Genomic DNA, 21,973 nt, shown 5'->3' on the forward strand with positions numbered 1-21,973 from the left:
GGGCCGGTCCCGCTGGACCGGCCCTTTTGTGTTTAAAAAGTACCCAGTGGTTTCAGCTACCCAGCAGTCTATCCAGAAACGCTTTCGCCTGAGCAGCCTTCTGGCGCTTGCGCTCGGTTGCCGCCATGGTTTCCACGGCGTGCTTACGGCCGAATGCCGTGCGCAATTGATCCATCATCCTCAGCTTCTGAGCCGTCGCCTTGGCCAGGTCCATGTTCAATTGGCGCCGGGTGCGGGAGTGCCAGCCCTCCCACATAAGATCTGCACCCAAAGCTTTCATCGCGTGATCGCTGCTTGCCTGTTCCCGCGCGGCCTGCACTTGCTCATTGAGTTTGGCCAGCTGGCCGCGCAGCTCCGCTTCCCGCGCCAGCGCAGGTTGGACTTTTGCGTGCTCCTGCATGTACTGCGCAGCGGTTACAGCTGCCATCTGGTCGAGCATCTTCTGCTTCATGTTATTTTCCCCTTGGCGCGCTTTCGCATTTCCTCGGCAAAGCGGATTGCTGCCGCAACCGGCGCATAGTGTTCTTCCAAAATCTCGTCGCCGATTTCGACTGCAGCATGCAAAGCCCGGGCAGTGGGCGGGTCGCTGTGTATCGGCACCGCATTTTCATTGGCCACACGCCGGATCGCCGCAGCCACTTCATCAACCCCCTTGGCAACGCAAACCGGCGCGGCGCCCTTTTCGCGGCTCCATTTCAAAGCAACCGCATAGTGGGTCGGGTTGACGATCACCACGTCGGCATTCGGCACCTCGGCCAGCATCTGGCCCATCGCGATTTCCTGGCCGCGCTGGCGTCTCTTGCCTTTCACATGCGGATCGCCCTCGGCATCCTTCATTTCATCCTGGATCTCCTTGCGCGACATCATGTTTTTGCGTCGGTGTTCAGCGTGCTGGAAGACAGCGTCAACGACCCCGATCGCCAGTGATATGACGAGGGCCAAGAACAGAAACTCCAGCGCCAGCTGCGAGAGCATCAGCACGACCGATTGCGGCCCGGTGCCGGAGGACGAAATCATGTCCGGGAGCCGATGGCTCAAATAAACACCTAGGCAAACGGAATAGAGCACCAGTTTCACAAAGCTCTTCAGGAATTCAAAGAGCCCGGCGCGGCCAAGCTTGTTTTTGGCATTGGAAATGATCGACAGGCGCGACAGTTTCGGTTCCAGCTTGCTGGGCGCAAAGACCATGGCACGCTGGCCGATGATTGACAGCAGAACCAACGCAAACGGCACCAGGAACCACGGCAGAATTGGCCTTAGCAGACTGCTTGCAAAGCCTCCTGATGGCGCAGTTGCGGACCCGCCGTCAAAGAACAGCGGCGCCAGCCGGTCGGGCTGATCCAGAAAAGCCATCAGCGCGGTTCCCATTCCCTCCACGCTGGCACTTCCTGTCGCGTAGAAGGCAACAATCAGTCCAAGATATGCAGCTGCCACGGAAAGGTCAGTGGACTTTGCAACTTCGCCCTTCTCGCGAGCCTTTCGGAGTTTTTGTTCCGTCGGCTCAAATGACTTATCAGAGTCGTCGTCTTCACCGCTCATGGCATTCCAACTCCTGGGTTGGAAAGAAAAGTCATCAAGGCACGGGACCAGACATCTAAAATCATCGGACTGCCAACCATCAGGATAAACAGCCCGAAGAAGGTGATGACCGGTGCCCCGACCATTGCCACCATCAGCTGAGGCATCGCCCGGTTAATTACACCAAGCGCTAGGTTGTAAATAACGGCAGTGATCACAAAGGGTGCTGCGAGCGTGAAGGCCATGGAAAAGCTCTCCGACACACGAAACACGCCCCATTCCGTCAGTCCGGCAGCGGCAGGGAACTGGCCGGCGGGAAACATTTGATAGGATCCGATCAACAGTTCCGCAATGCGGACGTGAAGCCCCATCATGACCGCGAGGGTCACACCTGAAATCATCAGCACAGCCCCAAGGGCGGGCATAGGTTCAGCACCGATTCCGCCCAGAACCTGAGACAGAGAGGTGCTTTGCGCAGCCATCGTGCCAGCCGTCTGGAGCGCCAGAACAAACATTCGTGCACCCACGCCAATCGCCAAGCCGATGATCGCTTCAGTCACAGCAAACCGCGCATAATCCATTACCCCGTCCGGTTCAGGAAAGGGCGGCAGTGCGGGTGCCACCACAAAGGTAAATGCGACTGCAATCGCCAGTTTGACGCGGGTGGGAACATAAAGCTCCCCCATTGCGGGCAGCACTGAAACCATAGCCGACACCCGCAGGAAAACGATTGCAGCATGCCAGAATCCTGCCCCTAACAGCAGCACCAGCTCCGGCGGCAGGAAATTCAGGTTCATGCTTGAACCATACCAACCAGGGCAGGCCGCGCTTCGAGTCCGATTTCCTCGAAGGACAGGACTGGATTTGTGATGCCGCGCGATTTCAGGATCGTTTTCAGATACCGGCGGCGGCGGGTGGATGTCACCACTGCAGCAAACACCCCCTGATCCGTGATCGTCCCCAGCTTGTCGCTCAACCCGTCTGCAAGCCTGTTGAACAAATCGGGCGGCAAGGCGATATCCAGCCCGGCGCCTTGTGAATCGACTTGGTATGTCGAGAACTTGTCTTCCCACTCCGGTGCCAGCTGGATCAGAGGAATGGTGCCATCTTCGCGCTTCATTTCGGCGACCAGCTGGAATCCAAGGCGCTGCCGCACATGTTCGCAGATCAACTCCGGCTGGGTGGTGTGCATCCGTGCTTCGGCAATCGATTCGAGGATCAGCGGCATGTTGCGGATCGAAACCCGCTCTTCCAGAAGCAACCGCAGAACCGCGTGCAAGGTATCCATCGGCACTTTATCCGGCACCAACGCATCCAGCAGCTTGCGGTTTGCCTCAGCCCGGAAACCGTCTGAGAGCTGTGTCATCTCATCCAGCAGACGGCGCAGCGACTTGAGTGTCAGCAGGCGGGAGAAGTTCTGCTTGATGATTTCAAGAAGATGGGTTGCCAGAATTTCCGGCGGCGTGACAACTGTTGCGCCGGCCAGCGCGGCCTGTTCCTGCGACTTGGCAGAAATCCAGCGGGCCGGAGCCCCGTAAACCGGTTCAGTGACGTCTGTTCCGGGCGGTAGCGCATCGTGATTGTCCGGCATCAGTGCCAGAACCATTTCCGGATGCAATGTGCCGCGGACTTGCTCGACACCTTGCACCTTGATCACGTAAGTACCCCGCTCCAGTTCATGCTGATCTGTCAGCCGGATTTCGGGCAGGATCAGGCCAAATGTGGTGGCAATATGAGACCGCATATTGGCAATCCGCGCATCCAGCCCGGTACCAGCATCCAGTACCATGCTGACCAGATCTGGCGAGAACTCCAGATGCAGATCATCAAGATCCAGAATATCGCCCAACGGCCGGGATGCCGACGGATCTGAGGCTTCTTCGATCTTTTCCTCGATATCGGCTTCCGCATCGTCCCTTTTTTTCTTGGCCATCCGGAAGGCAGTGTAGCCCAGCACACCGCCGCCGGTTACGAAAGGCAGAAACGGCAGACCTGGAACCAAGGCAAACAGCACCATCAATACCGCAACTGTGATCAGCGCAGCCGGGTGACGGCCGAACTGATCGAACAGGGCAATATCTGTTGAACCGGTGGTGCCGCCGCGGGCCAGCAGCAATGCCGCCGCGATGGAAATGATCACCGAAGGGATCTGAGATACCAAACCGTCGCCCACGGTCAGGATGGCATAGGTCTCAAACGCGCTGCCGACCGGCATGCCATGGACAAGGACGCCCATGATCAGCCCCATCACCAGGTTCAGCAGCGTAATCAGCAGGCCTGCAACCGCGTCACCCTTGACGAACTTCGAGGCACCGTCCAGCGACCCGAAGAATGTGGTTTCCTGCTGATCGCGCTCCCGGCGTTCCTTGGCAGTCTGGTGATCGATGGCGCCTGCCGACATGTCAGCGTCAATTGCCAGCTGCTTGCCCGGCATCCCGTCCAGGGCAAAGCGCGCGCCCACTTCGGCCATCCGTGCAGCACCCTTGGTGATTACCATGAAGTTGACGATCAAAAGAACGCCAAACACCACAAGGCCCAGGAAAACGCTGCCGCCCATGACAAATTGGGCAAAGCCCTCAATCACACCTCCCGCCGCGTCAGTGCCAGTATGACCCTGCCCGATGATCAGTTTGGTCGAGGACACATTCAGCGACAGCCGCAGCATCAGCGACGCCAGGAGAATTGTTGGAAAGGAAGAAAAATCCAACGGCCGTTCGATGAAAAGCGTGATTGTAAAGATCAGGATGGCCAGTGCAAAAGAGGCTGCGAGGCCGACATCCAGAACCCAGGCTGGCATCGGCAGGATCATCATCACAATGATCGCCATCAGAGCCAGAGCCAAAAGCACGGTCGGACTGAAAAGTTGCTCTGTCGTCAGCTTAGGCACAGGTCACGCCTCGCTCGTTGAATTTCACGCTCGAGCTGCAGTGCCAGCCGCACAACCTCTTAAGCTGCCAGGCAGGTGTATAGACGGATCCGCATTTTTCCGGTGACACCTGCAGCAGAGCGGGAATCAGACTGGATAGCATTCGCATTTTTTTGAAATCAAACTCCCTCCCTCCGGCCGGCCGGAAGAACGGCACGATTTCTGTTGAAAGAAGTTTGACCAGCGCACGCGTGTTTACTTCGTCTCTGCAGCCTGCGGCCGCCGCGCGTTGAAACAGCCCAAGCGGGCCAAAGAATATATAGTTATCCGGCATTCTGCCCGTTCCAAATCAGGATTCACCCGTTTGTGACGTTACCGGCAGGCGGTTGACAAAGTGTTATCAGAACCAGCACCGGCTGCCCCATGGAAGAGGCAGCCGGTGAAGCTTTGGTGCTGTGTTTGATTTACTGATTACCAGCAGGCTGCGCGACACCCTTGCCGATTTGGCTCAGAAGATCGGCAATACCGCCCCGGGTTCCTTCGCTGCTTTCAACCAGCGCCCGGGCGTGGGCCAGCGGCGCCAGGCCCACAGGGTCCTGAACTGTCTCGCCGATCTGCGAGGTTACCGAAGCAACGGGTCCGAAAGATTCCGCAGCGTCTGTTCCGATTGCTTCGACTGCACCCAAGTTTTCAGAATGCCAGAAACCACGGGCGGCAGCATCTGCTTCATCTTCGGCCAAAAGATATTCCCCTGCCCGTCCGTATTCGCCATTTCGCCACAGGGCTTGCGCCCGCATCCGGTTGGCTTCGGCCCCGTCAAGACCCATCAGCTCCACAAGAGCCCGGTGCGGTTTATCTAGGTCTAAGGCAGCTTCAGCCATCAGCAGGCGGCGGGTTTCGTCCTCCGATTCCAACGCGAGTTTGGTCAGCAATTCCTGAGCCTGGCTGGAAAAGCCAAGATTCAGCAGCCTGCGCGCCACCTGCGCTGCCACCGGCGCCGCCTCAGCCGGCGTTGCCTGCTTGGAAAACACCAGGGAATACTGAAGGAAAGTCACGTCATCGGCACGCTCTGTCAGAAGCTGCATCAGCGGCTCCATCGCCTCGGCCCGCGCAATCGGCCCGTCCCTGTCTGACACGCTCTTCAGTTCCTCGAACGCTTCGTGGAATTGCCCCATCAGCGCCAATGACGCGACCAGAGCGAGACGCAAATCCGCCCCCAGCTCAGTTTCCCGGTTTTCCAGCTCATAGGAGGCAATCAGATCCGGTACATCCGGTGACAAAGCCTTACGTTCCTTGACGCTGAGCGCAACCAAGTCAATCAATGCTGCAGGCGCGTTACCAGTCCGCTCGGCGACTTCGCTGGTAAGCTCCTCAGCCATTGTTTTGGTATCGCCTTCCAGTTCAGCAATTGCGGCTTCAGCCAGGTTAATTTCGGGAACTTCCTCCACTCCAGTCCGGTCCACCGATCGCAGCACGGCCTCGGCAACGTGATGATTGCCAGCTTCGGCAAACATTTTGCTGACCCTTGGACCAAGATGCACCCTCAAGTGCACCGGAAGCTTGGAAAACGCTTGCTGAATGGCATCCGAGTTAGCACTGCGCTTCACAGCACCATCAGCCAATGCCCCCCACAAGGCACTGTCTCCGTCACAGCGCTGCTGCCCGGAAAGCGCGTGGTTGACTGGCAGGGGTGTGCCGTCCATCAGCATTGCCAATGTATCCAGCAATGCCACTTCTGCACTTTCCTGCTGCTCTGGCGGCAGGAACGTCATGATCGAACGGGCTTCGGCTCCAAAGCTAAAGTACAAGTAGAGCCGCGCAAGCGCCTGAACCGTTTCCGGGTTCACATCATCAAATTCCCGAACCAGCCCGCTGCGCAGCAGGGCCACTTGGTCTGAAAACGGGCTTTCATCTCCCCAGTCCTGAATGGCGACATCCCGGTCCTTCAGGCAATGCGAATCTTCACCATTGTCATCCATCAAGGCAGCGATCAGCCCGGTTTCCCGGTCAATTGCCGAGGTAACGGAGATATGGTCCAGCGGATCAAGCGGCCTGCCAGTCCCGCCAAGCGGATCCAACCCTGCTGACATTTCCCCGGGCGGAAGACCATCAAGCGTGACATTCAAAAGACCTTGGTTTGCAGCACGTCCTATTTGCTGCAGCAACCGGCGTTCGGATTCGCCAACCGCAGCCGCGCGCTCAGATTCGTCCATATCGAGCAGCAAGCCTGTTTCGGGGATCCTAGCTGGTGCGGCCTCTTCCGTGGCCTCCGTGTCAGGTTCCGGGGTCATTTTTTCTGCCCTGGTCTGACTGCCGAGAAGCGGCAGTTCCACGTCTTTCAGGTCCGGCGCGGCCCCCTCGGCAACGTCAGAATCGGTAGCTTTGCTTGCCCGCGGCGGACCCGTCTCTTCGCCCGGCAGCGCTGCCTGCCGGCGTTCCCGTTGTCCCGAAATCGCCGCTGCGAGTTCAAGCGCCAGGCGGGCATCTGCTGCAGCCGGCTGGGAGAACCCGAACCGGTAGCCCGTTTCTGGAGCCGGGGTCGTGAGCGGCAGAACGGATACCGCCGATCTGAACTGAGGTTTCGCAGCCGGTTTGCCGCCATCACGGATGTCGATCACCAGATATCCGTCTTTCTGGACGTAGGATGTAACGGTGCATTCGCATCCCAGCTGCAGGCGAAGAGGCTGACCCGGACCGTTTTGCGCCAATGATTGCAGCCGTGTCCGGGGAATCAGGTTAAAGACGCGCGACGTATCAAAAACAGCTTCGGGCGCAGCAATATTCACCGTTGCGGTGGTACCGCTTTGAGTCAGCGACCAGTCTGCCCCGTTTGGCAGCCGCATCACTAGGCGTGTGAACCCTTTGTGCTCGCCTGATCGGGTCACTATCGTCTGCGCGTGGACAGCACCCGATGTCAGCAGAAAAGCTGCGGTGGCAAATGCTCGCCAGATCATGCTGCGTCCTGTTTCACCGATTTGAGGGCTTCTTCAAGTTCCGAAAAGCCTGGACGGAAATGCGACGGAGTGTTCTGGCGGCCGACCTCGATGCAGATGGCCGCGGCGTGATTATGCAGGTTGGCTACCAGCACTTCGCGGATCAGCTGATAAAAGTGGGAATCCTCTTCGACCACGGCCTTCACCTTGCCCGCAAAAGGCGCAACCAGTCCATAGGACAGGAAAACACCAAGGAAGGTACCAACCAGCGCGCCGCCAATCAGCTTGCCCAGAACTTCTGGCGGCTGGTCGATCGAACCCATGGTCTTGATCACACCCAGAACAGCCGCAACAATCCCCAGCGCGGGCAGGCCATCAGCCATGGTCTGCAGCGCGTGGCTGGAGTGCAGCGCGTGATGCAGGTTCGCCTCCATACGCTTTTCCAGCACCTCCTCGACCTGGTGCGGGTCATCATAATTCATCGAGGCCGAGCGCATGGTGTCGCAAATCAGGTTCACTGCTTCCTTGTCCCCCAGGATCTTGGGATACTTGTTGAACACAGAAGAGTTTTCCGGATCCTCGATATGCTGCTCCACTTCAACCGGATTGGCCCTTGCGATGCGGATCAGCGCAAACAGCAGGCAAAGAAGATCGCGGTAATCATCCGGCTTCCATTTGGGGCCCTTGAACACCTTGCCAATGTCCTTGAGCGTGTGCTTCACGCCGCCCATGTCATTGGCAATGAGGAAGGCACCGACCGCAGCCCCGCCAATCATCATCATTTCAAACGGCAGCGACTTAAGGATGATCGCCATCTTGCCGCCGGCCAGAAGGTATCCGCCGAACACCATGGCAAAGATCACCACAATGCCTACAATCCCGATCATAGGTGCACTCCGAATTCCGTTGGTTTTTATTAGTTTAGGCGAGTCTTCCTAAGGAAAGACTAAGCCACCGCGCCCAAGTTATTCCTTGGGCACGGATCCGTTGCGTCCGGCCAGGACCACGCTGATCGTATAGGCTGCTTCGGGGCTGAGGCCTGCCATGATTCCTGCTGCCGCCTCTGGCTGCATCCGGGCCAGGAAACCCGCGGCAAATGCCGGGTCCATTTCCTCGAACAATGCTGAGGCTTCCTTGGGTTTCATCTGCTCATAAACCGTCGTCAGCCGGGATACATCCGCTTCCGTTGCCCCGTCAGCCAGTGCGAGAGTCGCACGCAGATTCTCTTCCGCCTGCTCCAACGCAGCCAGTTTCATATCAATCGCCTGATCGGCAATTTCCAGCGCCTTCATCCGGTCCTCGATCTCCGCCTCGCGGGCAGCCAAGACCTCTTCCCTCTGCTGAAATGCAGCCAGCATTGTCTGCAACTCTGCCGATGTCGGCATCGCGTCACGCTGCGGCTGCCCGTTATGCGCGGCATCTTCCTGGCCCGCCTCCTTGAGGCTCGCCACTTCACGCGCAATTGCAGGCCCTGCTTCAAGCCCCAGCCGCACCACGGCAGAGCCCATCAGCAGCAGCGCCAGCATCATCAGGGTGCCGCTGCGCCGGAATCGTTTGGTTTTCTTCGCCATCACGCCACCCGATTCTGGCTGCGGTTGTGGCGCACAAACATCAATCCGGCGGACTTCGGTTCTTCCTGTGCCTCGGCAGCAGGCTGCGGGTCAGACTCATAGGCTGCTGCCAATGCCGCGTCTTCGGCAGCGGATGCCGCTGGCGCAGGGGCTGCAGCACCGGCCTCGGGCAGGTCGTGCATCGACGCCATCATCAGTTCCAGCCGCTGAGCCACAGATTCGGCCCGGCCGGTCAGCTGCTGCAGAGCCTTGCTGGACCCGTCAGACACCTGCTGGGCCGATTGCAGCGATTTGTTCAGGTCATCCACCTGTGCAGACAGAACGGCGACCGCTCCGCCGACACCTTTTTCCAGGTCATTGAACCGCTTCAGTCGGCGCGACAGCACCAGACAATAGAATCCGGCGCCCAGCGCTCCGGCCGCAAGCAGGATATCAGCAATTATGTCCATCCTGTCCTCCTAGTTCAGTACGAAATCCATAATCAGCAGATCACGCACCCGGCCCTGGCCGGTGGCAATATTGATCCGCCGCAGCATCTGTGCCCTCAGTTTCGGCAGCGCCATCGGATCTGAAAGATCCTCCAGCTCCAATGCTCTCAGATAGCTGTTCAGGACATCGACAACCCGCGGGAGGACTCTTTCGACTTCAGCCTGGTGTGCCAGGCTGACCTCTAGTTGCGCGCGGAACCTGAGATGCTTCAAACCGCTGGCTTTGCGCAGGGTAATCAGAATCGGGTCCATTTCGATGAAAGCAAGGTTGGCGATGTCATTCGCCGTCTCACCTGTGTCCACGCCTTCTGGCGCCACTTCGGCCGCGGGCGCCGGTTCTGGCGCCGCTTTCTGACCAAAGGGAAGAAGGCCTGACTGTACGGCAAAGAATCCACCGCCTGCCCCTGCCAGTGCCAGCACTGCCCCAATGATCAGGGGCAGTTTGCCTTTCTTGGCCGGGGTCTCTGCTTCGATATCTACTGCAGCGTCTGTCATGGCTATCCCTAAAACGTCGTGCAGCTTCTTCATAACCTGCGAGGAACTAACCGAATGTTAAGGCCGATCCGTCAAAACGGTTGCATGCCGGAGAGAACGCCGGTGCGACGGAGGTTAATGTGCAGCAGATCAAGAATGTCTGGGCAGAAATGGACATGAGAAAGCGTCTGATTGCCGTGGGAGCCACGGTGATCATGATTCTCAGCGTCATCGCGATGTCCCACGTGGCAAGCAAGCCAACAATGACACTGCTCTATGCCGGGCTGGAAAGCGGCTCGGCCGGAGATGTGGTACGGGCGCTGGAACAGCGCGGCACCCAATTTGAAGTGCGCGGCGGCTCGATTTATGTGCCATCCACGCAACGCGATGAACTTCGTATGACACTGGCCAGCGAAGGCCTGCCTGCCAATGGCGGTAAGGGATACGAACTCCTTGATTCGCTTAGCGGTTTCGGCACCACCTCACAGATGTTTGATGCCGCATACTGGCGCGCAAAGGAAGGCGAATTGGCCCGCACTATCGTCGCCAGCCCGCATGTGAGCCAGGCACGGGTGCATATTGCAAATACAGGGTCAAATCCCTTTCAGCGGACTGTCGAACCCACAGCTTCAGTCTCCATTGTGCCGATGGGTTCTCCGATCACGCCGGCCCAGGCCAATGCAATCCGCTTTCTCGTGTCGTCCGCTGTTACCGGACTGGCTGTGGACAACGTGGCCGTTATTGATGCCAACGGTGCCCTGATAGGCTCCTCTGATACCTCAGCAGCAGCTGCTGCGGGTACCGATGACCGCTCGCAAACGATTCGGGAACGCGTGCTGCGGCTTGTCGAGGCTCGCGTGGGCCAGGGCAATGCCGTCGTCGAAGTCAGTGTGGAAACCATCACTGACACCGAATCGATCCGCGAGAAGCTGGTGGACCCGAAAAGCCGTGTAGCTGTGAGCACCGATGTCGAAGAACGCGCTGATTCTTCCACGAACCAGTCCGGCGAGGTCACAGTTGCATCCAATATTCCTGACGGCGACGCAGCCTCTGGCCAAGGTTCCAAGGCAAACACCAGCGCTACCCGGGAGAGAATCAACTATGAGATCTCGGAAACTGAAAAAGAAATCCTTCGTGGCCCGGGTGCTATCAAGCGCCTGACCGTTGCGGTCCTGATCAATGGAACTGCCGCTACCAACGAAGCTGGAGAATCCGTTTTCCAGCCCCGCCCTGAAGAAGAACTGGCAGCAATGCGCGAGCTGATTTCAGCGGCGGTCGGCTTTGACGCAGACCGTGGAGACGTGATCACGCTCAAATCCATGGAATTGCCGGCCGTTGAACCGCAGGGCGTCGTGGCGACTTCTTCATTCATGGACAAGCTCAATTTTGACGCCATGTCGCTGATCCAAATCGCCGCTCTCGCCATCGTCAGCCTGATACTGGGCCTGTTTGTTGTGCGGCCGATCCTGTCGAACCAGGGAGCCTCGGCAACTGCGCTTCCAGCACCTGGTGGCGGGGCTGATGCGCTGCCCGGGCTTCCCGGAATGGGCGGCGATGGCTTCATGACCGCACCTGACCTGGGCGCCGGACTGGCCCTGGATGGCGAAATTGAAAACAACGAAACCGGACAGTTCGAGCCGCTGGGCGGCCTGCCTGAGATGGGCACAGGGGATATGATGGGCGCCATTGGCCTGCCCTCCATGGGCGGCAGCACGGGCGATCCCGTCGACCGCCTGCGCAGCCTCATCGGCGAACGGCAGGAAGAAACGGTCCAAATCCTGCGCGGCTGGCTGGAAGAGAGTAAGGAACAGGCCTGATGACGATTGCACATTTGCTAGAAGACTTCGGTATGAAGACACCGGTGGAGCCTGCTCTGCCTGCAATTTCCGAGGAGCTCATCGAAGAACAGCGCCTGGCGTCCTTTGAGAACGGTTATAGTGCCGGCTGGGATGACGCGGTGACGGCAAAGGATCAGGAGAACACCCGGATCTCAGCCGAGCTTGCCAGCTCGCTTGAGGACCTGAATTTCACCTACCAGGAAGCGCAAAGCCAGCTGCTCGACTCGCTGGATCCGATGTTCAAGGTGCTGACCAGTGCGGTTCTACCGGACGCAATGGCGGCATCCTTCGGGCATCATATCGTCGATCAGCTGGCAGGCATGGCCAAGGGGCAGACCGACCAGCCGATGCAAATCGTGGTTTCTCCAGGCGAAGGCGCTGCGGTTCGCAGTCTGCTGCCGGAGAAGTTTTCCGTACCGGTGACAGTTCGGGAAGACAGCGTTCTGTCGCCGGGCCAAGCGTATCTGAGCGTGGGCGGAGCGGAGTGCGAAATCAACTGCGACGCCCTTCTCGAGTCCATCCAAGATTCGATCGAAGCCTTTACCTATCACGCAAATGAGGACAGCCATTATGGATGACGCGGCCGATCTGAACATGAAATCTGCCGATGCGAGCAACCCTTTCGTTTCGGTTCCAGTCGAAGTGGTCGTCTCGGTCGGCAAGGCCCGGCCATTGATCCGCGACCTGGTCAGCCTCGGTGAAAACGCAATTCTGACCTTGGACAAGCGGGTCGAGGACCCGGTGGACCTGTATGTAGGTGACCGCCTTGTGGCCCGCGGCCAATTGGAAGAACTGGAAGGCGACCAGGCGGGCCAGCTGGCCGTGCGCCTGACGGAAATTGCCGATCTGCAAAGCGGTTTGGGATGACACATACGACATTTGTGCGGGCGGCTCTGGTCTCAGTTCTGCTGCTGGCCCTGCCGCACACCGCCCTGGCTCAAGAATTGAGCCTCTCACTGGCTGACGGGCAGTCGATATCCGCCCGTTCTATCCAGCTGATCCTGCTGATTACTGTGCTCAGCCTAGCCCCGGGCCTGCTGATCATGATTACCTGCTTCCCGTTCCTGGTGACGGTTCTTTCCATCCTCCGCCAGGGCATCGGGCTGCAGCAGGCGCCCCCCAACATGCTGATGATCAGCCTCGCGCTGTTTCTGACCTATTTCGTGATGGAACCGGTCTTCACCGAAGCCTGGTCCACGGGAATCAACCCGCTTCTGGAAGAGCGGCTGGAGCCCGGCGAAGCCATCACGCGCAGCTTGGAGCCGTTCCGGGTATTCATGGCCAATAGGCTTGATCCGGACACGTTTTATGCAATTGCAGATCTCAGACCCGAGACACAGGGCCTGGACCCGGTGCCTGAGGCACCTCTGTCGGCTTTGGTGCCAAGCTTTCTGCTGTCGGAAATTGCCCGGGCTTTTCAAATCGGTTTCCTGGTGTTCCTGCCCTTCCTTGTGATTGATCTCGTCGTTGCCGCGATCCTGATGTCGATGGGGATGATGATGGTCCCTCCAGCCATCGTCTCCCTGCCCTTCAAGCTGGCGTTCTTTGTTGTCGCCGATGGCTGGAGCCTGATCGCCACCGCACTGGTCCGCAGCTACTATCCCTGAACATTCCGATCCAAGCTGAAGACGCCGGGCACATTTTGTGTCCGGCTTTTTTCTGCGGCAGAGCCATCTGCAAACCGCACCAGAAATGGAACCTGCTGCTGCCCGGCTGTGTTTAAATGTGTATCCGGAATCACAGCCGCTTACGCTTCTTGAAATAATACGTGCCAGTTCGGACATTCATCTTGGTTCGGGACCGCCCATGTTGCTCGGCCAAGACGGCCAGTTTACGCAGCTCCCGTTGAACACACCTGCCACCACAGGCAGATCCGGCCGCTAGTGAACGATGAGAGCAAACCGGCCTTTGCTGAGCAGCTTTCTCTTCCAAACTGCGTCAGACGGCATCACCAGACAGCAAAATACCCGGCCCTTACAAGAAAGGCCGGGGCAAGCGTCGTAAGAAGACCAGGGTCAGCGGACCACAAACTCTGCGTGCAAGGCTCCCGCCGCCTTCAGGCTTTTGAGAATGTCGATCATGTCCCGCGGCGATACGCCTAGGGCATTCAGACCGGCGACAACTTCGGACAGCGACGTTGTTTCAGGAACTTCTGCCAGCTGTATTCCTTCTTCTTCCTCGATTGCGGCGCCAGTGCGCGGCACAACAACTGTCTCACCATCAGAGAAGGGGTTGGGCTGCACGACCAGCGGTGTCTCCTCGATCCGCAATGTCAGATTGCCTTGAGCCACGGCGACGCGGGAAATCCGCACATCACTGCCCATCACAATCGTGCCGGAGCGCTGATCGACCACAACGCGCGCCTTGCGCTGGGGCTCAACCAGAATGTTTTCGATCCGTCCTACAGCATGAGCGGTCGAGCGTGTGTTGGTGCGGCGAATGTCAACCTCAACCGTGCCGGAATCCCGCATCAGGGCAACGTTGCCACCAAATTCCGCGTTGATTGCGCGTTCTATGCGCCCTGCAGTGGTGAAATCCGGTTCCCTCAGCGCCAGCCGCATGGAATTGAGCGACGCCAGGTCAAAGTCAATTTCCCGCTCAACCCGGGCACCCGACGGGATTACCCCGGCAGTCGGCACCCCTTGGGTAACGACTGCTGCTTCTCCTTCAGCTACCGCGCCGCCAGCCAGGATCGTTCCCTGAGCCACGGCATAGATCTGCCCATCCGCCGCATTCAGCGGGGTCATAATCAGGGTACCGCCCAGAAGGCTCTTGGAGTCGCCGATTGCAGACACTGTCACATCGATTGTGCTGCCGACACGCGCAAACGGCGGCAGCGTCGCAGTCACAAAGACCGCCGCAACATTCTTCGGCCGGAATTGCTCCCCGGTCACGTTGACGCCGAGACGTTCCAGGATGTTGGACATGATTTCTTCGGTGAAGGGCGAGTTGCGCAAACCGTCACCGGTGCCATCCAGGCCAACAACCAGACCGTAGCCGACCAGATCATTGCCGCGGACGCCATCAAACTCGACCAGATCCTTGAGCCGGATGGCATTGGCCTGGGCCACTGCAGGCAGCAGAAACAGGCAAGCGATGAGAAGGCGGAGAGTTCTGATCATGAGATGTACTTCAGCAGGGACAGCTGCGAGCTTCGCGCGGTGATAGTATAGATACCTTCGAGCTGTGTCTGTGCTTCCTGCAACCGGGTGTAGGTTTCATACGGGTCGGCTGAGACCAAGTTGTTCTTGACGATGCTCAGGCTCGTTTTCGACGCTTCGTTGCGGGTGCTTATTGCATCCAGGCGGCCCTCGATAAAACCGACATCGGCCTGAACCTTGATCAACCGGTCTTCGCTTTCGGTCAGCTCGCTGCTGGCTTCGATCACCAGATCGATCTTAACGTCTTCAGTTAAGCCCAGGCTCGGCTCATCTGCTAGCGCTGTGATGACATAGCTCTGCAGTGTGTGTTTGAGGTTGGGATCTGTGGCCTGGAGGCCCAGAGAGACCTGTTCGCCCTCCCCCACAGTCACTGGCTGCAGAGCTGTTGCAGAACCATTGTACATGACAGCGTCAAAACCTGCCGGATCATCAAACCAGTCCTTGACCGCCTGAATAATGTCGTTGGCTGTTGTCAGCCCCGACACTTCCGTCAGAATGGCACTCATCAGCGTCCCGGAATTGTTGAGCGGTTTAGTATCCGTTGCTGTGCCGGCAAAGATAGTCCGGCCGCCGACAGAGGTATTCATCATATTGATGGCACTGGACATTCTTTGCCGGGCCTGGCTGCCGAACTGTTCAGCATTGTACTCATCCATCGCTGGGGACAGTGTCAGGATATCGTTGCGCATCGCCTGAACCTGGCCTTGAACCTTTTCAAGACTGCCCTGGATAGTGGTGGCAAACAGTTGCACCTCGCTATTGGTGACCATGTAGCTGTCGAGCCGGTTCAAATTGCTTTCCAGGTCCGCCAGATAGGTGAAATCTCCCCCCAGGCGCTCAGTCAGGTTCGAGGTTTTCCCGGTTGCAAACTCCTCGGAAAGAATGGTGACGTTTTCCTTGAGATCCGCATTCCGGCCGCGGAGAAAGAGGTGCTGCGCCATATCGCCATAAGAATTAATAATCATGCGTCAGATCCTCAAAAGCGTTTCCATAAGTTCATCAACAACGGAGATGACCCGGGCATTGGCGGCATAGTATTTTTCCACCAGCATCAGGTTCTGCAGCTCGGCATCGGTATCGACACCGAGCGCAAGCTCCGCCTGACTCAGCTCATTGAAGCTGGTGGCCGCAAAGGCCGAACCGCGTGAAGCTGTTTCATTGTCCTGTGCGAAACGCGACAACAGGTTCGCGCTTAGAGTGCTTGCTGTCAGGTCCGATGTTCCAAGACCAACCGAAGACACCGTGCGGGTGGTGTTCAGCGCGTCGGAATAGGCCTGCAACAGGCTCGAATCGCCAGGATCACCTGGGGTGGCGGCATAAAGCCCGTCGCGGAACCGCCATGTCTCTGCGCTGCCTGTCAGGGACACCAGATCGTTCAACTCGATCCGGTTGGATATACCGATGGTGTTGGCAGGATCAAAGAAGCCGCCATCGTCAGTAAAGATACCTGCATCGGTCACCCCGATCGTGCCGTCCAAAGCCGGGTCCTGGAACCGTTCGATCAGATCGCGCGCCATCGCATCCAGGTCTTCCTGGGCTTCCACCGCGGTCACATCCCGGATTTCGAATTGCGCGGTCAGTGTGCCGCCCCGCAGCGGGCCGTCAGGGCCGGTGTCAATAACCCTTCCGTCGACCTCAAGCCCGGACAGCATGCCATTGCCAAGCGTCATATGCGGCATGATATCCCGCGACGGGTTAAAGCTCAGCTCAGACGCTTTACCATCCAGCAGCCTCACTCCGCCGGTTGAATACAGCGTCACCTGTCCATTATCGCGCCGGACCACATTGACCGGAATGATGTTGTTCACCTGGTCGATCAGCTGGTCCCGCTGGTCGTGCATCGAGACGGCATCCATGCCGCCTGCTTCCACGACCATAATGCGCGCATTCAGCTTCTCGATTTCCTTCAACGCCTGGTTCACGGTGTCGACCTGGCTGTTGATCGCACTGTCCGCGTTGATCCGCAGGTCGCGCAACCCTTCTGCCGTTCGGGAGATTGAATCTGCCAGGGTCTCCGCCTTTACCGACAGGTCATTGAGGCGTGGCTGCGAGTCCGGACGGGAAACAACCTCGATCAGAGAAGATTCAAATTCCGACAGCTGGGACGCCAGCGACATCTCGTCATCGACGGTGCCGACCAGATCCGACATCCGATCGAAGAAATCGGCCTGAATCTTAGCCGCGCCGTATTCAGCCTCGGCTACCCTTCGATTGGAAATCACGACCGGGTCATTCAAGCGCTCGACATTGCCAATCCGGACCCCGGGAACGCCCGCGCCCGGGCTGTTCAGATCCAGAACCCGGCGCGTGTAGCCCGGCGTTAGAGCGTTTGCGAGGTTCTCTGAAACGATCTGCGAAGACCGGCTGGCCGCAGACAAACCGCTCATCGCGCTGTTAAGGGCGGAATAGATTGACATTTTCAGCCTGCTTTCATGAAGCCAGTGTCAGGGGACCATCAAGCGCCTTAGCGCTTGATGTTGGTGGTTTCCTGCAGCATCTCGTCAACGGTCTGGATGACCTTGGCGTTGGACGAATAGGCACGCTGGGTCTGGATCATGTCGGTGAGCTCAGTTGCGACATCGACTGCCGATTCCTCTTGGGCATAGCCCAGGATTTCACCGGTAGGGCCATCGCCGGCATCCCACAGGTAGAACGCCCCGGAGTCATCAGTCGGCTTGTAAGTCTGGGAATCCAGAGACTGCATGCCGTTCAGGTTCGAAACATCGGCCAGCGGTACCTGGTAGATGACCTTGGTGTCGCCCGAGTCATACTTCGCAATAACTTCCCCGGATTCGTTGATTTCAACGGACACAAAGGAGCCAACCGCGGTACCGTCCTTCACGGTGGTGCCAGGAACGAACTCGTCGCCCAGCTGGCTCATCCCGTTCTGTTCGCCGATAACCCCGATATTGATCTCAACCGGACCGCTGGCGGTGGTGATGGTGACCGAGCCAGCCGTGGCATCATAGGCGCCACCGGTCACAGTGGCCACGCTTTGAAGCGTGCCGGCAGTGGACGCACTGTCGTCAAACGTCAGGGTGTATTCGCCGATCACCGTGGCGCCAGTTGCCGAATCGACGATCTGCATCGTCCATTCATTGGTGCCGGTCGTTGCAGGTGCCACTGCAACCGTCGGTGTATAGGTGATCGCCAGTTCCTCGGACCGGCCCATGTTGTCAAAGTACTGAACAACATGCTCCACCGGATCGCCGCTTGCGCCAGGGTCAGTTTCCGAAGCCGGCAGGTTCGCGGTCAGGCTGATCTCGGTCGTCGGTTCCGCCGACAGTCGGTTCAGATCGATGTGGATCGGCTCCAGAGAGTTGCTGGTATCACGCGCTACATCCGGAATTGTGCCATCTGCCGATGCCGGGAAGCCCATGAGAACCAAACCAGACTCTGTTGAGAGATACCCGTTCGAGTCGGTCCGGAAGGATCCGGTTGAGGTCAGCAGCATGGTCGGGCTGCCTCCAGCCTCCACTTCAGTGATCGAAGCCACCGGCAGCATGCCGCGGCCGCGGACGGCGAGGTCAGTTGCGTTATTGGTGGAGACCAGCGGCCCGCGCTCATCAATCAGGCGGACATTGGTGGTGCGTACACCGCCCGCCGAATAGGTGCCGCCAGAGCCGGACAGGACCATGGAATGGAAATCTGTCTCAACCCGCTTGTAACCGCGTGTCGAGGAGTTGGCGATGTTGTCGGAGATGGAAGCCAACCGGCTGGCGTTGGCGCTCAATCCTGAAACGCCCGCGTTCAGCGACGAAGAAATGGTCATAGCACGCCTTTCTGCTGCATCTAATCATTCTGGATGCAACAGCTAGCGCATGAGCGATTAACGGGCGGCTAACAGATAAAATATGACTCATCCGTCAGCCGCCGGTTTTCTGGTTTTCAGCGTTTTATTCCCGCAAAAGGATGATTTCGACCCTGTCGTTGCGCGCCGCCATGGGGTTGCTGACCGCCAGCTTGCGGTCGGCGTGGCCCGTCACGCGCTCAATTCGGGACGCCGCCATCCCGCCTGATTCGAGAAGCTTGCGGGTTTCATCCGCGCGGTCATGAGACAGTTCCCAAACCGGGTTCTTTGCCAGCACCACAGGATGCGACCGGATATGGCCGCCAACTGCGATGTGGTTGGTCACACCGCCAGACACACGGGCAATCATTCTGACCAGGTCGCGGAACAGGGCCGTCGGGTCTGCCCCGCCCTCTTCGAACAGCGGTGCGTTCTCGCTGGCAAACAGCTCAATTATCAACCCTTCGTCAGTGACCCGTGTCACGATGTGGCGTGCCATCACGGTGGACACCATGCTCTCGCCGCCCCGCCCGGACAACTGTTCCTCAATCGCGCGGAACTTGTCGTCCTCCTGGTCCCGTTTGTCGTCAGATTCAACACCGGTATCGCCCTGCGCCTTCTGAGCGTTCGCCGGATTGATGTCGGTCGCCCCGGTTCCGGATTTCGGCTGGATATCCTCAGTGAACATACTGTCCCCTTGGAACGCACCGTTTCCGCCGCCGGAAATCCGGCTGAGCGGAATCGACGGCGAGAAGTAATCCGCCAGCCCTTTACGTTGTTTCTCTGTCGTCGCGTTAAGCAGCCACATCAGCATGAAGAAGGCCATCATCGCGGTCACGAAGTCGGCGTAGGCCACCTTCCATGCACCGCCGTGATGGCCATCGCCACCACTGACTTTTTTCCTCTTGATGATAATGGGCGCCACATTGCTCTGTGCGCTCATATCCACCACCACTATTTTCACCCATCACCGGGATAGCAGGCGGCCCGTTAATCTGGACTTAACAATTAAATTTGCCGGCAGTTCATCTGACTGACGCGCCAAATTCCACCTGGTCCTATTACGCTTCGCCTCAAGGACCTGTTCCCACTGGGCAGGCCTAAATCCTGCATCTTAAAAACCTCTTATCTCGACATCGAGGAATTTTATCGAAGGTTGATCAAGAGCAATATCCGGCGCCGCCCACGGAACTAAAGTCCGGGCAACACAGCAAATGAGACACCGAAAGGAGAATATCATGCTGACCCGCAGAGCCGCACTGATGGGGGCAGCCGGCGTAGCAGCGCTGCCTGTACTTGCCAAAGCCGCCAAGGCCGAAAGCACCACTGTTCACGAGGCCGCCGCGCCTGTGGACCTGTCCAGCCTCCAGCGCATCAAGCGCGAGCTGGTCGCACCGCCCTTCGTACATGAACACGAGCAGGTCGCCCCGGGCGAACCGCGCATCGTCGAATTCGAGATGAAGATCGTTGAGAAAGAGATCGAGGTCGACCAAGGCGCTTACTTGCAGGGCATGACCTTTGACGGCTCCATCCCGGGTCCGATGATGGTGGTGCATGAAGGCGATTACGTCGAACTGACCCTGGTCAACCCGCCGGAAAACATGCTGCAGCACAATATCGACTTCCACGCTGCAACCGGCGCCTTGGGCGGCGGCGCGCTGACCCTGGTGAACCCGGGCGAGAAGACCGTTCTGCGCTTCAAGGCCACCCGCCCCGGCACCTTTGTCTATCACTGCGCCCCGGGCGGCCCCATGATCCCCTGGCACGTCGCCTCGGGCATGGCTGGCACCATCATGGTGCTGCCGCGCGAAGGGCTGTCGGACCACAACGGCAATCCGGTTAAATACGACCGCGTTTACTACATCGGTGAAAACGAGTTCTACATTCCGAAGGACGAGAACGGCGACTACATCCGCTATGAGGACGTTGGCGAAAGCTATCCCGACACCCTTGAGGTGATGAACGGGCTGATCCCCAGCCATGTTGTTTTCAATGGCGCAGTGGGCGCTCTTACCGGCGAAAATGCCATGAAGGCGAAACAGGGCGAGAAAGTTCTGTTCGTGCACAGCCAGGCAAACCGCGACAGCCGTCCGCACCTGATCGGCGGCCACGGCGACCTGGTCTGGGAAGCCGGCAAGTTCAACAACGTGCCGGACCGCGATCTGGAAACCTGGTTCATCCGCGGCGGCTCTGCCGGGGCAGCGCTCTATGAGTTCCTGCAGCCAGGCGTCTATGCCTATGTGAACCACAACCTGATCGAGGCTGTGAACCTTGGTGCAACCGCACACGTGGTGGTCGAAGGCGAATGGAACAACGACCTGATGGAACAGGTGGTCGCCCCGACCGAATACTCTGGCTCCTGACCTTCGGCTGGATATGAAACTGGACCGGGCGGTTGCACAACGCGGCCGCCCGCTTTTGCTTGAAGGGACGCTATCATGAAAATAGAGCTGATCGCCGCCGGACTGGCCGCCGCTATTGGCGTTCCGGGCTTTTGGTTTTCAACGGCCAAAGATCCGGCACCGGGAACGGAAACCGTATTCATCGCAGCGGATACCATTGCCTACCGCCCCATCGGGAACTTTCACCGCAACGGCAAAACCGTGGTGCCGCCGGAACAGCTGCGTCCAGTGGCCGCTTTTGAGATCATGAAGCATCAAGTTTCCGGCAGCGAATACGCCGCTTGCGTGGCAGCAGGTGCCTGCAAAAAGGCAGACAGTGTTCCGGCGGACGGCGGACAGGCGCAGACACACGTCAGCTGGCACGACGCGACCGCCTATGCCCAGTGGTACTCCCAGGAGACCGGCCACAGCTGGCGTCTTCCGGACGAGGCTGAATGGCAGCTGGCCGCAGCAGAAATTTTCGGCGACGAGGCCGTTGAAACAGACAGCGGCGACCCCGCCCAGCGCTGGCTGCGCCAATATGCCCGCGGGGTCACGTTGCGCGGACTTCCGGGGCCCGCGCAGGATCCAAAAAGCGAACCCGAAGCCAACAGTAACGGGCTAACCGGCCTTGGCGGCAACATATGGGAATGGACCGGCGGCTGCATGCAAAACGGCGAAGTCGCCAAAGACGGCAGCCTTGATCTGGGCGAACCATACTGCAGCGCACGTATCACCGGCGGCCGCCACAGAGCAGTGGTGATCGACTTCATCCGGGATGCCAGCGTTGGCGGCTGCGCCGTCGGACTGCCGCCGGATTATCTGGGGTTCCGGCTGGTGAAGGACGGATGACATTGCCGCAGACCTTGACCCGGTGCCAACGAGCGGGATCCGGTGATGCGGACAGCCGCGCTGTGCAGCAGCACAGCGCCACGCCTAACTGAAAAGGACCT

The 21,973-nt window shown here is 58.6% G+C and carries 21 protein-coding genes; 6 read left to right on the top strand and 15 right to left on the bottom strand.

The window, feature by feature from the left end:
- Nucleotides 1–52 precede the first annotated feature (52 nt).
- From RA26_RS13955 to RA26_RS14000, 10 genes are all read right to left on the bottom strand, one after another.
- On the bottom strand, nucleotides 53–451 hold the full coding sequence (locus tag RA26_RS13955; protein ID WP_039184418.1) for a hypothetical protein: 399 nt from the start codon (nucleotides 449–451) through the stop codon (nucleotides 53–55).
- Nucleotides 448–1,539, bottom strand: a complete 1,092-nt coding sequence (locus RA26_RS13960) for an EscU/YscU/HrcU family type III secretion system export apparatus switch protein (RefSeq protein ID WP_039184420.1) — start codon at nucleotides 1,537–1,539, stop codon at nucleotides 448–450. Before RA26_RS13960 ends, RA26_RS13955 begins: the two co-directional genes overlap by 4 nt.
- Complete coding sequence (locus tag RA26_RS13965) at nucleotides 1,536–2,315, bottom strand: flagellar biosynthetic protein FliR (protein WP_039184421.1); 780 nt, start codon at nucleotides 2,313–2,315, stop codon at nucleotides 1,536–1,538. Before RA26_RS13965 ends, RA26_RS13960 begins: the two co-directional genes overlap by 4 nt.
- Nucleotides 2,312–4,345: a flagellar biosynthesis protein FlhA gene (gene flhA / locus RA26_RS13970; protein WP_446720177.1), complete on the bottom strand. Its 2,034-nt coding sequence runs from the start codon at nucleotides 4,343–4,345 to the stop codon at nucleotides 2,312–2,314. Before flhA ends, RA26_RS13965 begins: the two co-directional genes overlap by 4 nt.
- Before the next feature lie 52 nt (nucleotides 4,346–4,397).
- Nucleotides 4,398–4,718 carry a hypothetical protein gene (locus tag RA26_RS13975; protein WP_039184424.1) on the bottom strand — a complete coding sequence of 107 codons (321 nt, stop codon included), beginning with the start codon at nucleotides 4,716–4,718 and terminating at the stop codon, nucleotides 4,398–4,400.
- Between the two features lie 130 nt (nucleotides 4,719–4,848).
- A complete protein-coding gene (locus tag RA26_RS13980; RefSeq protein WP_193747620.1) occupies nucleotides 4,849–7,338 on the bottom strand; it encodes a hypothetical protein in 2,490 nt (829 codons plus the stop codon).
- Complete coding sequence (motA, locus tag RA26_RS13985) at nucleotides 7,335–8,204, bottom strand: flagellar motor stator protein MotA (RefSeq protein WP_039184425.1); 870 nt, start codon at nucleotides 8,202–8,204, stop codon at nucleotides 7,335–7,337. The genes RA26_RS13980 and motA overlap by 4 nt, the downstream gene beginning before the upstream one ends.
- Before the next feature lie 78 nt (nucleotides 8,205–8,282).
- The gene (locus RA26_RS13990; RefSeq protein ID WP_039184426.1) at nucleotides 8,283–8,888 is read right to left on the bottom strand and encodes a MotE family protein; all 606 of its coding nucleotides are present in this window, start codon (nucleotides 8,886–8,888) and stop codon (nucleotides 8,283–8,285) included.
- On the bottom strand, nucleotides 8,888–9,337 hold the full coding sequence (locus tag RA26_RS13995; protein ID WP_039184427.1) for a hypothetical protein: 450 nt from the start codon (nucleotides 9,335–9,337) through the stop codon (nucleotides 8,888–8,890). The genes RA26_RS13990 and RA26_RS13995 overlap by 1 nt, the downstream gene beginning before the upstream one ends.
- Before the next feature lie 9 nt (nucleotides 9,338–9,346).
- Nucleotides 9,347–9,871 (bottom strand): flagellar basal body-associated FliL family protein, encoded by a 525-nt coding sequence (locus RA26_RS14000; protein ID WP_039184429.1) that lies wholly within the window; start codon nucleotides 9,869–9,871, stop codon nucleotides 9,347–9,349.
- A gap of 119 nt (nucleotides 9,872–9,990) precedes the next feature.
- Between RA26_RS14000 and fliF the strand changes: the two genes are divergently transcribed.
- From fliF to fliP, 4 genes are read left to right on the top strand one after another with little or no spacing between them, the layout of a single operon-like run.
- Nucleotides 9,991–11,667, top strand: coding sequence for a flagellar basal-body MS-ring/collar protein FliF (fliF, locus tag RA26_RS14005; protein WP_039184653.1), 1,677 nt, complete (start codon nucleotides 9,991–9,993; stop codon nucleotides 11,665–11,667).
- A complete protein-coding gene (locus tag RA26_RS14010; protein WP_039184431.1) occupies nucleotides 11,667–12,266 on the top strand; it encodes a hypothetical protein in 600 nt (199 codons plus the stop codon). Before fliF ends, RA26_RS14010 begins: the two co-directional genes overlap by 1 nt.
- A complete protein-coding gene (locus RA26_RS14015) occupies nucleotides 12,259–12,555 on the top strand; it encodes a FliM/FliN family flagellar motor switch protein (protein ID WP_019295234.1) in 297 nt (98 codons plus the stop codon). Before RA26_RS14010 ends, RA26_RS14015 begins: the two co-directional genes overlap by 8 nt.
- Entirely contained in the window at nucleotides 12,552–13,295 is a 744-nt protein-coding gene (fliP, locus tag RA26_RS14020; RefSeq protein WP_039184432.1) for a flagellar type III secretion system pore protein FliP, read from the top strand. Before RA26_RS14015 ends, fliP begins: the two co-directional genes overlap by 4 nt.
- A gap of 408 nt (nucleotides 13,296–13,703) precedes the next feature.
- Here fliP and RA26_RS14025 read toward each other — a convergent pair whose 3' ends face one another.
- The 5 genes from RA26_RS14025 to RA26_RS14045 form a co-directional block, all read right to left on the bottom strand.
- Entirely contained in the window at nucleotides 13,704–14,810 is a 1,107-nt protein-coding gene (locus RA26_RS14025) for a flagellar basal body P-ring protein FlgI (RefSeq protein ID WP_039184433.1), read from the bottom strand.
- Nucleotides 14,807–15,814, bottom strand: a complete 1,008-nt coding sequence (locus RA26_RS14030; RefSeq protein WP_039184436.1) for a flagellin — start codon at nucleotides 15,812–15,814, stop codon at nucleotides 14,807–14,809. The genes RA26_RS14025 and RA26_RS14030 overlap by 4 nt, the downstream gene beginning before the upstream one ends.
- A 3-nt stretch (nucleotides 15,815–15,817) precedes the next feature.
- Nucleotides 15,818–17,266, bottom strand: a complete 1,449-nt coding sequence (flgK, locus tag RA26_RS14035) for a flagellar hook-associated protein FlgK (RefSeq protein WP_039184438.1) — start codon at nucleotides 17,264–17,266, stop codon at nucleotides 15,818–15,820.
- A gap of 47 nt (nucleotides 17,267–17,313) precedes the next feature.
- The gene (locus tag RA26_RS14040; RefSeq protein ID WP_039184440.1) at nucleotides 17,314–18,621 is read right to left on the bottom strand and encodes a flagellar hook protein FlgE; all 1,308 of its coding nucleotides are present in this window, start codon (nucleotides 18,619–18,621) and stop codon (nucleotides 17,314–17,316) included.
- Nucleotides 18,622–18,745: 124 nt separating this feature from the next.
- The gene (locus RA26_RS14045) at nucleotides 18,746–19,582 is read right to left on the bottom strand and encodes a flagellar motor protein MotB (RefSeq protein WP_039184441.1); all 837 of its coding nucleotides are present in this window, start codon (nucleotides 19,580–19,582) and stop codon (nucleotides 18,746–18,748) included.
- A gap of 295 nt (nucleotides 19,583–19,877) precedes the next feature.
- Between RA26_RS14045 and nirK the strand changes: the two genes are divergently transcribed.
- The gene (gene nirK, locus RA26_RS14050; RefSeq protein WP_039184442.1) at nucleotides 19,878–21,002 is read left to right on the top strand and encodes a copper-containing nitrite reductase; all 1,125 of its coding nucleotides are present in this window, start codon (nucleotides 19,878–19,880) and stop codon (nucleotides 21,000–21,002) included.
- 75 nt (nucleotides 21,003–21,077) lie between these two features.
- Entirely contained in the window at nucleotides 21,078–21,872 is a 795-nt protein-coding gene (locus tag RA26_RS14055; protein ID WP_039184443.1) for an SUMF1/EgtB/PvdO family nonheme iron enzyme, read from the top strand.
- The last annotated feature ends 101 nt before the right edge of the window (nucleotides 21,873–21,973 follow it).

This window comes from Leisingera sp. ANG-M7 (assembly GCF_000813965.1).
Classification (GTDB): Bacteria; Pseudomonadota; Alphaproteobacteria; order Rhodobacterales; family Rhodobacteraceae; genus Leisingera.

Excerpts from the sequence above, each read along its gene's own strand:
- motA (WP_039184425.1), bottom strand. The coding sequence starts at position 8,204 with ATGATCGGGATTGTAGGCATTGTGGTGATCTTTGCCATGGTGTTCGGC.
- RA26_RS13975 (WP_039184424.1), bottom strand. The coding sequence starts at position 4,718 with ATGCCGGATAACTATATATTCTTTGGCCCGCTTGGGCTGTTTCAACGC.
- RA26_RS14030 (WP_039184436.1), bottom strand. The coding sequence starts at position 15,814 with ATGATTATTAATTCTTATGGCGATATGGCGCAGCACCTCTTTCTCCGC.
- RA26_RS13955 (WP_039184418.1), bottom strand. The coding sequence starts at position 451 with ATGAAGCAGAAGATGCTCGACCAGATGGCAGCTGTAACCGCTGCGCAG.
- nirK (WP_039184442.1), top strand. The coding sequence starts at position 19,878 with ATGCTGACCCGCAGAGCCGCACTGATGGGGGCAGCCGGCGTAGCAGCG.
- RA26_RS14040 (WP_039184440.1), bottom strand. The coding sequence starts at position 18,621 with ATGACCATTTCTTCGTCGCTGAACGCGGGCGTTTCAGGATTGAGCGCC.
- RA26_RS13990 (WP_039184426.1), bottom strand. The coding sequence starts at position 8,888 with ATGGCGAAGAAAACCAAACGATTCCGGCGCAGCGGCACCCTGATGATG.
- RA26_RS14000 (WP_039184429.1), bottom strand. The coding sequence starts at position 9,871 with ATGACAGACGCTGCAGTAGATATCGAAGCAGAGACCCCGGCCAAGAAA.
- RA26_RS14045 (WP_039184441.1), bottom strand. The coding sequence starts at position 19,582 with ATGAGCGCACAGAGCAATGTGGCGCCCATTATCATCAAGAGGAAAAAA.
- flhA (WP_446720177.1), bottom strand. The coding sequence starts at position 4,345 with ATGGCGATCATTGTGATGATGATCCTGCCGATGCCAGCCTGGGTTCTG.
- RA26_RS14015 (WP_019295234.1), top strand. The coding sequence starts at position 12,259 with ATGGATGACGCGGCCGATCTGAACATGAAATCTGCCGATGCGAGCAAC.
- flgK (WP_039184438.1), bottom strand. The coding sequence starts at position 17,266 with ATGTCAATCTATTCCGCCCTTAACAGCGCGATGAGCGGTTTGTCTGCG.
- RA26_RS13965 (WP_039184421.1), bottom strand. The coding sequence starts at position 2,315 with ATGAACCTGAATTTCCTGCCGCCGGAGCTGGTGCTGCTGTTAGGGGCA.
- RA26_RS14010 (WP_039184431.1), top strand. The coding sequence starts at position 11,667 with ATGACGATTGCACATTTGCTAGAAGACTTCGGTATGAAGACACCGGTG.
- fliP (WP_039184432.1), top strand. The coding sequence starts at position 12,552 with ATGACACATACGACATTTGTGCGGGCGGCTCTGGTCTCAGTTCTGCTG.
- RA26_RS14055 (WP_039184443.1), top strand. The coding sequence starts at position 21,078 with ATGAAAATAGAGCTGATCGCCGCCGGACTGGCCGCCGCTATTGGCGTT.
- RA26_RS13980 (WP_193747620.1), bottom strand. The coding sequence starts at position 7,338 with ATGATCTGGCGAGCATTTGCCACCGCAGCTTTTCTGCTGACATCGGGT.
- RA26_RS13995 (WP_039184427.1), bottom strand. The coding sequence starts at position 9,337 with ATGGACATAATTGCTGATATCCTGCTTGCGGCCGGAGCGCTGGGCGCC.
- RA26_RS13960 (WP_039184420.1), bottom strand. The coding sequence starts at position 1,539 with ATGAGCGGTGAAGACGACGACTCTGATAAGTCATTTGAGCCGACGGAA.
- RA26_RS14025 (WP_039184433.1), bottom strand. The coding sequence starts at position 14,810 with ATGATCAGAACTCTCCGCCTTCTCATCGCTTGCCTGTTTCTGCTGCCT.